The sequence below is a fragment of the Steroidobacter sp. genome (assembly GCF_036402275.1).
Classification (GTDB): Bacteria; Pseudomonadota; Gammaproteobacteria; order Steroidobacterales; family Steroidobacteraceae; genus Steroidobacter.
Genome location: NZ_DASWTF010000014.1, coordinates 186,812 through 200,393, shown reverse-complemented (window position 1 = coordinate 200,393; position 13,582 = coordinate 186,812). Strand labels below are relative to the sequence as shown.

Genomic DNA, 13,582 nt, shown 5'->3' with positions numbered 1-13,582 from the left:
CTATGAAGCCTGCTGAGCGTCGAGCCAATGCGACAGGCGGTCGAGCGCGTGACTCAGATCTGCTGTCGTTCCAGTGCCAAGAGAGATGCCGCCGCGTGGTGCGAGCCAGCGCTGCGGATCGCGCAGGCGATCCAGCCGCAGTGTGACGCCGTGGCGCTTCAATACGCGCTCCAGCGGATCGGCGTGCTCCAGAAGATCGTGTCGAGTCATTTGATACGCATGGCTCGCCAGGCGATAGCGCTCCGAGTAGCGGAATATGTTGGTGAAGAACATGATTTCGTCGTCCCGATCCGGCTGGAACAACAGCCGGTCGCTGTACGGATAACGCTCGCGGTACGCGGCCATGCCGATCTGCATGCGCGACTGAATCAATGCCCGGAACGTCTGGTTCATCACGGTGATGAACCCGCCCTCGGCAAGATCGTGCGAATGGCCGTTGTGTCTGCGTGAGTTGGAGAATGTCACGAGCGGATTCACGGTGATCACCAGATCGGCGCGATTCTCGAGCACCAGCGACGCATGCGCCGTGCGCAACAAGGCGCCATCGACCAGTGTGCGATCGCCGATGCGAACGGGTGTGTACAGACCGGGCAGGGCGGTGCTGGCGCGGATTGCCTCGGAGATCGGCACACGATCGTAGCCCTGCTCGCCAAAGCGCACTTCCTCACCCGTGTTCAGATCGGTAGCGATGATCCGCAGCATCGCGTGCAGTTTGCGAAAGTCATTGGTGCGTCCGCCGGTGCCGAGCAACTCCCGCAAGTAGTGTTCGAAGGGACGATTGTCGAATACCCCGGTGGGGATGGCTTCGGCCAGGGGGCTGAGCAGCGCCGCCCAGTTCTGGCCGAACGGATCTTTCGTGAGGTTGCTGGCGATGCGTTTGAGCAGCGAGGGCAGGCGTATGGCGCGGTCACAATATTCGCTCAATGCAGGTCGCATCAGCATGCCGGGCGTCAAGGGGTAGCGCTCCGTGCCGTCTTCGACAAAGAACAGCTGCACCATCTGTCCCGTATCGATACCGTTGGCAAGGCCAGCGGCGATCACCGCGCCGGAGCTCACACCGACGTAGCCATCCAGATGGGTGAGATCGAGGCCGTCGGTGCAGTCAGCCAGCGCATGCAGGCAGCCGAGTTGATAGAAGGCGCCCAAGGGCCCGCCGCCAGCGAGCGCCAAAGCGACGCGCTGCTGACTGCGTCGCTTCCTGGCGGCGGGTTCCACTTGCAACATGGGTCGTCGCTCAGACTGCGGCGCCCTGCTGGTCGGTGGGCGTCGGAGCTTTGCGTCCGCCGTCCTTGCCGGTCTTGGCTTGCGTGAGCGCCTGCACCGATTTGTTCAACTCTTTCACTTTGCGGGCCAGAGCGTCGATCTCGTGCGAGGTGGGCACGCCGAGCTGCTGTAACGCCTTGAGAACGCGCGCCTGCAGGATGTCCTCCAGGTTGTCCATGGTTTCACTCGCTTTGCCACGAACGCCCGCGGTGCGGCTGTCGAGTTGCGAGCGCAGTCCTTTCCACAGGTCGGCCGTGCGCTCCTGCACGTTTTCGCGCTGGGTGCTCTGGAGCTCGCTGCCTTCCATCACGAGCGTTTCGAAAAGTTTCGGTCCTTCCCGCTGCGCGCGCGCCACGGCGCCGAGCCCGGCGAGCCAGATCTGCTGTCCGACGTCGATCACGTTCGAAAAAGCACTGCCCGGTTGAGCGGACGCGCGCTTCGCTTTGCTCTTCTTTCGAGTAGCCATGTTCGATCCTCCAGAAAAGTCGCATCTAAGTTGGTTGCGCGTGCAGCGGTGCAGGCAACGTGACCGAGTGTGCGAGTCGAGACTCGACCGAAGGTATAGCGAAAACCCACGGGCGATTACGGAGTGCTCGCGGCAGGGCGGGGCGGCGCGGGAGGCGGAACTCCGGCCAGGACGTGCAGCAGCAGGCGCTCGAATTCGCCGACGAAACGCGCCGTGATCCGCTCGGGATGGGGAATGAGATGACGATCGGCCATCACGCCGAAGTGCACGGCGCCATGGTACGTCAGCAGGCTGACACCCAAGCCGATACTGCCTGCCTGAGGAACCCAGAAGAACTGGCGCTCGATGCGTACGCCGGCGACGTAGAGCGGCTCGCGCGGGCCCGGCACGTTCGATATGACCGCGCTGGCCTTGGTCGTGAACAGTTCGATAGCTTCGTGCTCGACGATGTCTGGCAACACGCCCAACGCCGTCAACAACCAGAATGCGACGACGGCTTGCGAGGAATGTTTCAAGGCGTCCATGTCGCGATTCACTGCATACAGTCGCGCGAGCGGATGGCGCTCGCCGACCGGCAGACTCGCGAATACCAGGCCGAACTCATTGCCCAGACGCGGCGTCTGGTCCGCGGGGCGCAGATTCACTGGCACCAGCGCCTTGAGTGTCATCGAATCGATGGCGGTCCCGCCGCTTTCCAGATAGGCGCCCAGCGCACCGGCCACCGTCGAGAGCAGCACATCGTTGATGGAGACGCCCAGCGCGTGCGCGACCGTTTTTACTTCCGCGAAAGACAGCGGTTCGGCCCACGACACTTGTTTGTTCCGGCTCAACCGGCCCTTCAGCGGCGTCGGCGGATCCGGAGGCAGCAGCGCGATCTTCGCCAGTTCGCGCGTTGCGTCGGCAATCCGCTGTACCCGGCTCGCCGCCTGAGTGGGATGAGCCAGCGCCTGCAGGGACGTGTTGAGGACTTCAGCCGTTGTTTCGATCGCACGTTGGGCGAGCGTCTCCGCCGAGCCCAGCACGCCGGTGAGGGGCGCGAGCAGGGATCGTGGCGCTTGGGACGCTTCGTTCACGTGCTTGCTGGCCGGTGAGGGAACAGATGACGCACCGGGCGCCGCCTCGGTCAATGACAACAGCACACGCATGAGCGCTACGCCGTCGGCGTAGCAATGATGCACTCGTCCGACGATGGCGCTGCCCTTGCCGAAACGTTCAACCAGGTGAAACTGCCAAAGCGGGCGCGTTGGATCGAGAGGCGTACTCGCGAGCCGGCTCGCGGCAGCTTGCAACTGAGACTCGCCTGCCCGGGGTGGCAGTTTCAGGCGACGCAAGTGGAAGGCGAGCTCGAACTGCTCATCGCGTTGCCAATGCCCACCGAGCGCATCGCAGATGGGCCGATCCAGAAAACGCTCGAATGTCAGTAATTGTCGTTCGAGCACGCGCTTCAGCCGCGCATAGGCGAGCGGCTCGCTCAGGATCAGCACGGCGACGATGACCATGGGATTGGTCGGGCTGTCCATGCGCAGCCATGCCAGATCCACCGGGCTGATCGATTCGCCGGACATGATTCATGCTGCTCCTTGATAGCCGCATGGAACCGCCATCGGGCCTGGCATGTAAAGCGCGTCTGCCCCTGAGTCGTTACGGGCTAGTCCCGATGTTTGAATTCGCGCGAGCTTCTTAGCCTGCGATCATCGGCATCGCTTGCGGGGACTCATGAGTTGTTTCGTCACCGGCGCGACGGGCTTCATCGGCCGCTATCTCGTGCGGGAGCTGCTGTCGCATGTGACCGGCCCGGTGTACGTACTGGCTCGCAAGTCCGCCGTGCCCAAGCTCGATGACCTGCGGCAATGGTGGGGGGCGGGGGCAGAGAGAGTCATCGCAATCGAAGGAGACCTGCGGGAGCCCGAATTGGGGATCGCGCCAGCGGAGCGTGCCCGGATTGGCCAGCCCATCGAACATTTCTTTCATCTGGGCGCGCTCTACGATATCGAAGCGAGCAGCGAGGAGCTGGCGCAGGCGAACGTCGAGGGAACGCGGCATGCGTTGGAGTTCGCTCGGGCGATGGGCGCGCGCCACTTTCACCACGTCAGCTCGATCGCCTCGGCCGGACTTTACGACGGGGTGTTCACGGAGGACATGTTCGAAGAGGCTTGTCATCTGGAACACCCATACTTCCGCACCAAGCACGAGTCCGAGGCGCTGGTGCGCAGGCAGACTCACGTTCCCTGGCGCATCTATCGGCCGGGGATGGTCATCGGCGACTCGCGCACCGGTCACATCACCAAAGTCGATGGCCCTTATTATTTCTTCAAGGCGCTGCAGATCATGCGCCGTCACGTTCCCAGCTGGCTGCCGACGATCGGCTTCGAGGGAGGCTACGTCAATCTCGTGCCAGTGGATTACGTAGCGGCGGCCATGGTGCGCCTGTCGCAATTGCCGGATCAGGCCTTTCGCTGCTTTCATCTCACCGATCCGCAGCCCCGCCATGCTGGCGAAGTGCTGAACCTGTTCGCGCGCGCCGGTCACGCGCCGATGATGGGATTGCGGGTCGATACCGAGCTGCTTCGATCGTTGCCGATCGATCTTTCGGTGGCATTGAGCGCCTTCGAGCCGCTGCGGACCATTCTGGATGAGCTGCTCGACGACCTGCATCTGCCGCGCAGCGTGCTCACCTTCGTCAATATGCCGACGCTATTCGACAACCGGCGCACGCGGTCCTTGCTGGAGGGCACTGACGTAACCTTGCCGCGCCTCGAGGAATACGGCTGGCGGATCTGGGACTACTGGGAACGCCATCTGGATCCCGATCTCAGGCACGATCGGAGTCTGGCGGGCAGGGTCGCGAACAAGCGGGTGTTGATCACCGGCGGCAGCTCCGGCATCGGTCGCGCCACCGCGCTCAGGCTGGCCGATGCGGGTGCGATCGCGATCATCGTGGCCAGAGATCCGCAGCGTGTGGCAGAAACCAAAGCAGAGATTCAGGGCCGTGGCGGTACGGTGCATACCTACGTTTGTGACATCACGGACGCCGCCGCCTGCGATGCATTCGTGCAGCGCTTGCTCGCCGAGCACGGCGGCGTGGACATTCTGATCAACAACGCGGGGCATTCGATCCGGCGCTCGATTGCCGCCTCTTACCAGCGCCTGCACGACTTCGAACGCCTGATGAAGTTGAATTACCTCGCCGCGGTACGTTTGACCCTCGCGCTCTTGCCAGGAATGGCAGCGAAGGGCAGCGGTCAGGTGGTCGTGATCTCGTCCATCGGCGTGCTGAGCAACGCTCCTCGCTTTTCCGCTTACGCCGCATCCAAGGCGGCCATCGAAACCTTCGCGCGCTGCGCGGCTTCCGAGTACCGGGATTGCGGCGTGCGGTTCAGCGTCATCAACATGCCGCTGGTCCGCACGCGGATGATTGCGCCTACGACGGCCTATACGAAGCTGCCGGCGCTGACGCCGGAACAGGCAGCCGAGCTGGTCCTGGATGCAATCGTGCACCAGTCGCCGCGCATTGCGACTCGTTTGGGAATGTTCGCGAGACTACTGGAGCTGTTCGCACCGAGGATTGCCGATAGCGTGAACAGTGCGGCGTTCCGCATGTTTCCCGATTCGGCCGCAGCCTCAGGCGCGACGCAGGAGGCGCCCCCGACCGACGCGGCCATCACATTCGCCAAAGTCATGCATGGACTGCATTGGTGAGCGCTCACCGGGTTACGGGCGAGAAGCCGGGCAGTCGATCGAGGCTGACGCGATAGACCTGCAAGCCTTCGCGCGCTGGCCAGGGTTCCCAGGCCACGTCGCCAACGACTTCGATGCCGTGCACGCCGAGCTTCTCCTGGTCCGACAGCGACAGGTCCCAGCCGTTGTAGTCATGATCGTTGGCGAGCAACTCGCGCTCGAACAGATGTCCGAGCACGGTGATGCGCTGATCGACGCCGATACGATGGAAGAATTGCGTCTCGCGCGCGACCAGTTCGAGGCGCGATGCTTCCATCTGCTCGAGCAAGCGCTCCCGTGAACGCTCGGCCAGGATTTCATCGCGCGCCCCTTCTTCGAGCGCGCCGAGCATGTCATCGAGCAGATGTTCCAGCTCGGCGCGATCGATTGGCTGGGTGACGCCGCCGTGCCACATGATCGAAGCATGCGAGGCCAGCACCTTGTTGCGCCCGGCGAGAAAGACATAGTTCGCGCAGCTGGAATAGCAGAAAGTGTCGACTCGCACGTCGAGCTCGTGGTCGAGTATCCAGTTGCCGAGTTGCATGGCGGCCCCTGCGCCGCCGCCATTGCTTTCGATGATCAGCGTCGTCGGTTTGGGAGAGGCATCCTGGTACAGCTCGTACACACCGTCGTTCGCCTCGGAGGTGATGAGGCCCTCATACTCGATGCAGCAGTCGCTCAGCCGGATCTTGGTGACGATCCGCATTTCCGTCGTTTCGGGCTCGGCGCTCGCACTCATGGTCGGCAACATCAGACAAACGAGCGCCCAAGTCCTGACGTCCATGCGGTCACCTAACGAAGCCGTCGGCCCAGAGATAAACCGAACATGTAAGGATCGAGATCGAGCGTGCCGCGCGGCTGCCCGTCGATCTTCACGGAGGAGTCGATATCCATCCAGCGAGCGTCGACATTCACGAACCATTTCGAGCCGAGGTCCATGTCGAGGCCGATCGCTGCCGCGAGTCCGCTCGAATTGTCGAGCGCCAGCGTTTGGCCGCCGAGCGAACCTTTGGTCCGCTCATCCCCGAGGTGGGCATACGAGAGGCCGGCGCCGGCATACGCGCGAAAGCGTCCGCTGGCGTCAGTGATGTGATACTGCAGCGTCGCGCTCGCGGGGATCATGGAGAAACGCGCCGCTCGCCCATCATCCGGGTCGTGAACGTCGTGCGCATTGGAAAAGGCCGAGAACAATTCGACCGCCCAATGCTTGGTGAACAGATACGTCGCGCCGATCGACAAGCTCGCGGCGTTGTCGACGGTGAACTCGGCATGATTGTTCGGCTTGGGATTGATGGGATGCACGCCGATGCGTGCGATCCAGTGACGCGGGACCTTGTCGTCCGCGTGCGCCGGCGTGACTAGCGCCGCTGCCACCAGGCACCCGCACAGCATGGCTCGTGTGTTCATGCCAACTCCTTCGAAGAATCCGCCGGAGTTTTGTATAGCGGATGACTGGGGCAGCGCTTGAGGAGGTTCCCTGAGCGGGTCAGTGAGTATCGCAGCGAATTCTCAGTGGTGGAGCCGCCTACGGGCGATGGCGCGCCAGATCCTGAATGGTCCGGGCCACGAGCGGAGCAAGCGAACACACGCGTAGCGCGGCGCCGAGCCATGGGTTGAATTCGGGGCGCAGTGCGATCGAGTCCGTGACGAGAACGCTGTCCGCTGCGCGTGTTTCGAACAGTTTCGAAGCAGATGGCAGGAATGCGGCGTGCGCCGCTGCGACGTACACAGATTTGGCATCGGCCTCGCGCGCGGCCTGACAGGCTCTCAAAATCGTCGAGCCGGAGGCGATCATGTCGTCGTAAATGACTACCGCGCGGCCCCTCAGTTCGCCGACAACCGTTTCGCCGGACACGACCCCGCTGGCGCGGCGTTTCTCCATGAACGCCAGATCGACCTCCCGCGACAGAGTGCGGGCCAGGCGTTCCCGGAACCTTTGGGCGCGTTTGACGCCACCGATATCCGGCGACATCACGATCACCGGCTGATCTCCGACTTCCGTGGCAATCTCCGGAGCGAATACGTCGGCCGCCTCCAGGCGGACGGTGGGACACCGAAAGGCGTTGTCAAACGCCGCCTCATTGTGAATTTCCAGCGTGACTACGCGATCGATGCACACGGCTTGCATGACCGCCGCGACGTACCGGGTGGTCACCGGATCGCGCGGCTGTGTGCGTCGGTCCTTGCGGGCGTATGCGAGATAGGGCGTTACCACGGTGACGCGTTCAGCGCCGGCATCTTTCAAAGCGCCGACGAAGAACAGCAATCGACACAGTTTGTCGTTCGCGGAGGCGCTGGCGTCGCCACACAGGCTTTGCACGACGTAGACGTCTTCGTTGGCTACCTCGACCATGGGACGCATCTTGTGCTCACCCCCGTCGAACTCACGTTCTTCGCTGGGCGACAGGGACATTCCCAGCGCCTCGGCGATGCGAGTAGCGAGTGCCAACGAGGCTTTAGGGGCGAATAGCAGCATGGCCATACTTTGATGCGTCGTGGCCGGAGGATCCACCGTCGAACTCACGCACCGGCTCCGGTGTAGTACGTAACCTCTCACGGCCCTTCCGGGGGTGTTTGCTAGCGCGAGAGCTGACAGTCTCTCCTGCAGCCAACACCTAGGGGAAGTTCGATGTCACAAGAGCGTTGGGATACTCATTGGGACGCCGGCCACAACTGGGCGCTGGTCCTGGCCGGAGGCGAGGGCACGCGGCTGCAGGCGCTCACCCGGTTGGCGTCGGGCATCGCGGTTCCCAAGCAATTCTGCTCGCTGGGTCACAGCGGCTCGTTGTTGCACGACGCCGTGGCGCGCGCGGGTCTGGTTACATCGCCCGAGCGAATCACCATCGCCGTGTCGGAGCATCATCGCCATTGGTGGCAGGACCTGAATCTGAGAGTTCCCTCGCGGAACCTGATCAGTCAGCCCAGCAATCGCGGCACGGCGCAGGGCATTCTCCTGCCCTTGCTTCACATCCTGCATCGAGATCCAGAGGCCAGCATCCTAGTCCTGCCGTCCGACCACTATGTGAGTAACGAGCTGGTGCTGGGCGCCAGCCTGCGGGAGGCCATGGCGGAGATCATAGAGACTCCAGAAGGCATCCTGCTGCTGGGAATGGCCGCCGAAGAGGCCGACCCGGAACTCGGATATATCGTTGCTGAAGGAGCCGGTGACGTGAGTGCCGTCCGCGATTTCCTGGAGAAGCCGGATGTTTCTACCGCGCGCTCGCTGATCGCGCACGGCGGCATGTGGAACTCGTTCATCTTCGCCGCGAGAGGTCAGAGCCTGTTGCGGCGTTTCGAGCAAACCTGTCCGGATCTCGTCGGCGAGATGCGGCACATCGTCACTTCCGTACCGGCCTCTTCGCAGACGTCTCGGCTTGCGGATCTGTACGCTCGTTCGCCGACTATCGATTTCTCTCGTAGCATCCTGCAACACTCCGCCAGTTCGTTACGAGTGATGAGAGTGCCCGCGTGCGGCTGGAGCGATCTCGGCACGCCGCGCCGGGTCACGGAGACCGTGCGGCGGATGAGGTCTCAAGCGAGCGGGGTTGCATCGCTGCATTCCGACGCGTCCGCTTACTTGAACCTGGCGGGCCGCACGGCCATGTACGCCACCGGGTGATATCCGAAGCTCGAGCGAACGCTGTGTTCAAGGCCGCGACGCTGTCCACCATGCCGGGCAAGTGGCTTGCGCGGCGGCTGCTTACAGGCAATGGGCCTGGTTTGCTCGAGCCGTTACATGAATACTGGGTGCTGACTCCAGATCAGGTTTGCAAGGAACTCGGCGCTACGAAATCGGGGATCAGCTCCGAACAGGCACAACGACGCTTGCGTGAGTTTGGGCGCAACGACTTGCGTAGCACCCGTCGACTGTCGCGCCTGAGTATTCTACTGAGCCAATTCGCCAGTCCGCTGTTGTTGCTGCTGTTGTTCGCGGCGGTAATCGCGGCGGCGAGCGGGGAGCTCGTGGAAGCAGCGATCGTGGGCTCCATTCTGGCTGCCAGCGCAGTCATCGGCTATCGACGGGAATACACGGCTCACGCGGCAGCGGCGGCATTGGGCCAGCGAATAAAAACGCGCACCAAGGCGCTGCGCGACGGTCGGGAACAATCGATAGCGATCGATGAGATCGTTCCGGGCGATGTCGTCCTGCTGTCGGCGGGCAGTCTCGTCCCCGCCGATGCGCGGGTCATCGCAGCGGACCATTGTTTCGTCAGCGAGTCGGCGCTGACCGGCGAAAGCTTTCCGGTGGAGAAATCAGCGGGCGTGCTGCCTGCCGATACGCCGCTGAGCAAGCGGTTCAACTGCGTCTATCTCGGCACGAACGTTCGCAGCGGCACTCTGCGTTGCGTGGTGGTGGCCACGGGCATGAGCACCCAGTTCGGTGCGATCGCGCAGCAGCTGGGGCTGCAAGCACCGAAAACAGAATTCGATCGCGGCGTCGCGCGATTCGGCTATTTGCTCACCAGCGCCATGCTGGGAATGGTGCTCCTGGTGTTCGCGGCCCACATGCTCGCAGATCGACCGGTGGTGGAGACACTGCTGTTTGCCGTGGCATTGGCGGTGGGGCTGAGTCCAGAGCTGCTGCCGGCGATTCTGAGCGTCAATCTGGCCCGAGGTGCACAGATGTTAGCGAGCCGCGGCGTTTTGGTTCGCCATCTCAATGCAATCGAGAACCTCGGCAGCATGGATGTGCTGTGTACCGACAAGACAGGGACGTTGACCGAAGGCGTCATCAGTCTGGAAGGCAGCTACGACGTGCATGGCGCGATGTCCCAGGCTGTCGTCGAGTTGGGCGCGATCAATGCGGCGCTCGAAACGGGACTGGCGAGCCCCCTGGACGACGCGATTCTGAACGCCTGTCGCCCGGACGTGAGCAAGCTGAGCAAGCTCGGAGAAATTCCATTCGACTTTGTGCGCCGCCGAGTCAGCGTGGTCGTCGAGCGCAAAGGTGAAGTTCTGCTGGTCACAAAAGGCGCCTTTCACGAGGTGCTCGAGGCTTGCGCGTTTCTCGCGGATGGGTCACCGCTGGATCAGCGAGTCCGATCCGAGCTGCAGAAGCGCTACGACGATTGGGGACGAGGCGGCCACAGAGTGGTTGCCGTGGCCACCAAGCAGCTCGCCAAACGTGACAGATACGGGCGCGACTGCGAGCACGAACTCTGCTTCGCCGGTTTTCTCACATTCCTGGATCGTCCAAAAGAAGGCGCCGGGGAGGCCATCGAGAGTCTGCGTGGGCTGGGCATTGCCATCAAGCTCCTCACGGGCGATTCCAAGCTGATCGCGGAGCATGTCGCGGTGTTGGTAGGCTTGAAGAACGAGCGCGTGCTGACCGGAGGGCAGATCGACAAGCTGGACGATCCGGCGCTATGGCGTGAAGCGCCACGCACCGACCTGTTCGTCGAGCTCGATCCGAACCAAAAGGAGCGCATCATCCGGGCGTTGAAGCGAGCCGGGCACGTCGTGGGGTTCCTGGGCGACGGCATCAACGATGCTCCCGCGATGCATGCGGCCGACACCAGCCTCTCCGTCGAGCAGGCCGCCGACGTGGCGCGCGAGGCGGCCGACTTCGTGTTACTGGAGCGCGATCTGGACGTGATCCGCCGCGGGGTGGAAGAGGGCCGCAGGACCTTTGCAAACACGCTCAAATATGTGCTGACCACCACGAGCGCCAACCTCGGCAACATGATCAGCATGGCGCTCGCGTCGTTGTTCCTGCCGTTCCTGCCGCTCACCGCCAGTCAGATCCTGCTCAACAATTTCATCTCCGATATTCCCGCCGTAGGCATCGCGGACGACAACGTGGATCGCGACGCGATCGAGCGTCCGCGCCGCTGGGACATGCGCTTCATCGGCCGCTTCATGATCGAGTTCGGGCTGTTGAGCTCGCTGTTCGATCTGCTGTGTTTCGGCGCGCTGCTTTGGATCTTTCACGCCTCGGCGGAAGTGTTCCAGACGGCGTGGTTCGTGCAATCGCTACTGACGGAGTTGATGATCGCGCTGGTGGTGCGCACCCGAGGCCCCTTCTTCAAGAGCAGGCCCGGCTCGGTCCTGCTGGTTGCCACGTTGATCCTGGCGGCGCTAACCCCCGCCATTCCCTACCTTCCATTCGTCGGCGCTCTCGGCTTCGTGCCGATCCCGATCGAGGTGCTCGGCGTGTTGATCGCCATCACCGCCGCCTATGTCACCGCGGCGGAGCTGACCAAATACTGGTTCTATCGGGCAGGGCCGGGCTGATCTGACTTGCGCGTGAGTCGGATGAGCAATGTCGTCACGATAGCGCCGAGCGTCGCCAGCGCCATGTCCTGCTGCGCATCCCAGGGATCGCCTTGGGTGCCAAGGTAAGCTTCCCCGAGCTCCGGAGCGACGATCAGAGCGGCGATCCATTCGACCAGCTCGTAGACGACCGAATGCGACATTACAAAAAGGACTGGCAGGATCGATCGCCAGACGCCGCGAGCCGGGGCATAGCGGCCCAACAGTTCGGCCGACGGCTGCAGCAGCAGCACGCCGTAGAAGAAATGAATGAGTCGGTCGTAGTGATTGCGCTCCCAGCCGAGCATCTGATTCAGCGTGCTGCCCGTGAGCGTCTGCCACCAGGCATCGTACGGCACGAGCGAATATGTGTAATGAGCGCCGATCGAATGCAACACGAAAAATATGAACAGGCACACGTAGGAGCCATTGGAGAAGCGCATGCGATGTCGCGTGGCGACCAGTACCGGCACGGTCACGAGCACGAGAATGTTTTCGAGGAGCCAGTCCTGACGGCTGACCGGTTCGAGGGCGAGCGCAAGCCAGACTGCGATCAATAGCAGGAGTAGCACGAGCGGTAATCGCTCGTTGGATGTCGCCTCGGGAAAGCGCCTCATCGATGTCAGCGGAGTAGCCACACAGGCAACGTAGCCGTGCAGCATCGGGAGCACTACTCAGGGGATCTGCGCAGTCGATCCGTGGCTCTCCCACTCGAGTGTTTCTCATGCAGGCGCACGTTCCCGAGAACGGTTAAGCGGGTCTCCTTAATGGCTTTTTCCTGGGCGTTGCTACGCTGTTGGCAAGCCGCAATCACGTCCATGGCTACTTGGAGCAGAAGCATGAAGAGGACCCGGAACGCTCGCCCGATTCTCGTCGCGGTACGGACGCTTGACCGCTCGGCAAGATCGGTACTGCGCAAGGCAGCGTCGTTGGCGAAGCTGTATGACGCGCCGCTGAGGTTGGTCCACGTGCTGGCGATACCGCAGGGTGCGCTGGCGCGGGCGGGGGCGACTGTTCGACAAGCAGCTCAGGCCGATCTGGACAACCGGACTGAACGGTTACAAACGCTCGCGAGCCGAACGGAATTGCGTGGCCTGGACGTGAGTATCGCCGTCCGTTGTGACTATCCCGTCCAGGATGCGCTAGTGAGAGAAGCTCTGGACTGTCACGCACGATTGCTGGTCATGGAGACCCGCGGCCAGGGCCGGTTGGCTCGGCTGTTCCTGAGCAACATCGATTGGGATCTGATCCGCAACTGTCCGTGCCCGCTGTGGTTGAGCAAGTCGGAGAAGTTCAATCCACGTGCGCCGGTCATCGCGGCAGTGGATCCTTTGCATGCGCACGCCAAGCCCGCGAAGCTCGACGATCGCATCGTCGCGCAGGCCATCGAAGCGGCCGGTGCGCGCCCAGACAAGGTCGTGCTCTGTCACGCATTCGAGTTGCCTCAAGGCGCCATCGTCGACACGCCCATCGAGGCGTATTGGATCGCGATGTCGGAGCAAGAGCAGCAGGCTCATGAACAGAATCTCAAACGCGCCATCGGCAGGCTGCAAAAGAAGGCAGATATTCCTGCCGAGAACTCCGCGCTCGTGCGTGGCGATCCGGCCGTTCAGTTGCCTCGGCTCGCGAAGAAACATGCAGCAGCCGTGGTCGTCATGGGCGCGGTTTCCCGTCGTGGTCTGAAGCGGGTGTTTATCGGCAACACCGCGGAACGTCTGATCGACAAGATCAGCTGCGATGTGCTCGTCGTGAAGCCACGCGGGTTCAAGACTCCTGTCGAGCGCAGGACGTATCGTGAACGCGCCGAACGACCACGCGGCTACTCGCTCGCGTACCGGCAGAGACAATCCGGCGGCAGCATCACGCATGTCGCTCATTAGAGGT

General features: G+C 62.7%; 11 protein-coding genes. 4 read left to right on the top strand and 7 right to left on the bottom strand.

Annotation, left to right across the window (positions count from 1 at the left end; translation table 11 throughout):
* The 3 genes from VGD45_RS07880 to VGD45_RS07870 all read right to left on the bottom strand — a co-directional run bounded on the left by VGD45_RS07880 (nt 1) and on the right by VGD45_RS07870 (nt 3,294).
* On the bottom strand, nt 1-1,224 hold the full coding sequence (locus VGD45_RS07880) for a patatin-like phospholipase family protein (RefSeq protein ID WP_331154730.1): 1,224 nt from the start codon (nt 1,222-1,224) through the stop codon (nt 1-3).
* Nucleotides 1,225-1,234: 10 nt separating this feature from the next.
* Nucleotides 1,235-1,729 carry a phasin family protein gene (locus VGD45_RS07875; RefSeq protein ID WP_331154729.1) on the bottom strand — a complete coding sequence of 165 codons (495 nt, stop codon included), beginning with the start codon at nt 1,727-1,729 and terminating at the stop codon, nt 1,235-1,237.
* A gap of 116 nt (nt 1,730-1,845) precedes the next feature.
* Nucleotides 1,846-3,294, bottom strand: coding sequence for a wax ester/triacylglycerol synthase family O-acyltransferase (locus VGD45_RS07870; protein ID WP_331154728.1), 1,449 nt, complete (start codon nt 3,292-3,294; stop codon nt 1,846-1,848).
* A gap of 151 nt (nt 3,295-3,445) precedes the next feature.
* On the opposite strand from VGD45_RS07870, the gene VGD45_RS07865 reads away from it, so the two are divergent.
* Nucleotides 3,446-5,428 carry an SDR family oxidoreductase gene (locus tag VGD45_RS07865; RefSeq protein ID WP_331154727.1) on the top strand — a complete coding sequence of 661 codons (1,983 nt, stop codon included), beginning with the start codon at nt 3,446-3,448 and terminating at the stop codon, nt 5,426-5,428.
* A 4-nt stretch (nt 5,429-5,432) separates the two neighbouring features.
* Here VGD45_RS07865 and VGD45_RS07860 read toward each other — a convergent pair whose 3' ends face one another.
* From VGD45_RS07860 to VGD45_RS07850, 3 genes are all read right to left on the bottom strand, one after another.
* On the bottom strand, nt 5,433-6,230 hold the full coding sequence (locus VGD45_RS07860; protein WP_331154726.1) for a hypothetical protein: 798 nt from the start codon (nt 6,228-6,230) through the stop codon (nt 5,433-5,435).
* Nucleotides 6,231-6,238: 8 nt separating this feature from the next.
* On the bottom strand, nt 6,239-6,853 hold the full coding sequence (locus VGD45_RS07855; RefSeq protein WP_331154725.1) for an OmpW/AlkL family protein: 615 nt from the start codon (nt 6,851-6,853) through the stop codon (nt 6,239-6,241).
* A gap of 118 nt (nt 6,854-6,971) precedes the next feature.
* The gene (locus VGD45_RS07850) at nt 6,972-7,922 is read right to left on the bottom strand and encodes a ribose-phosphate diphosphokinase (RefSeq protein ID WP_331154724.1); all 951 of its coding nucleotides are present in this window, start codon (nt 7,920-7,922) and stop codon (nt 6,972-6,974) included.
* Nucleotides 7,923-8,075: 153 nt separating this feature from the next.
* On the opposite strand from VGD45_RS07850, the gene VGD45_RS07845 reads away from it, so the two are divergent.
* On the top strand, nt 8,076-9,065 hold the full coding sequence (locus VGD45_RS07845) for a sugar phosphate nucleotidyltransferase (RefSeq protein ID WP_331154723.1): 990 nt from the start codon (nt 8,076-8,078) through the stop codon (nt 9,063-9,065).
* Nucleotides 9,066-9,088: 23 nt separating this feature from the next.
* Nucleotides 9,089-11,680: a magnesium-translocating P-type ATPase gene (gene mgtA, locus VGD45_RS07840; protein ID WP_331154722.1), complete on the top strand. Its 2,592-nt coding sequence runs from the start codon at nt 9,089-9,091 to the stop codon at nt 11,678-11,680.
* Here the strand turns inward: mgtA and VGD45_RS07835 are convergent.
* A complete protein-coding gene (locus tag VGD45_RS07835) occupies nt 11,659-12,315 on the bottom strand; it encodes a DUF2238 domain-containing protein (RefSeq protein WP_331154721.1) in 657 nt (218 codons plus the stop codon). The two genes, mgtA and VGD45_RS07835, sit on opposite strands and share 22 nt — an antisense overlap.
* Nucleotides 12,316-12,537: 222 nt before the next feature.
* Here VGD45_RS07835 and VGD45_RS07830 point away from each other — a divergent pair, with 222 nt between their 5' ends.
* Nucleotides 12,538-13,578, top strand: coding sequence for a universal stress protein (locus VGD45_RS07830; protein ID WP_331154720.1), 1,041 nt, complete (start codon nt 12,538-12,540; stop codon nt 13,576-13,578).
* Nucleotides 13,579-13,582 lie beyond the last annotated feature (4 nt).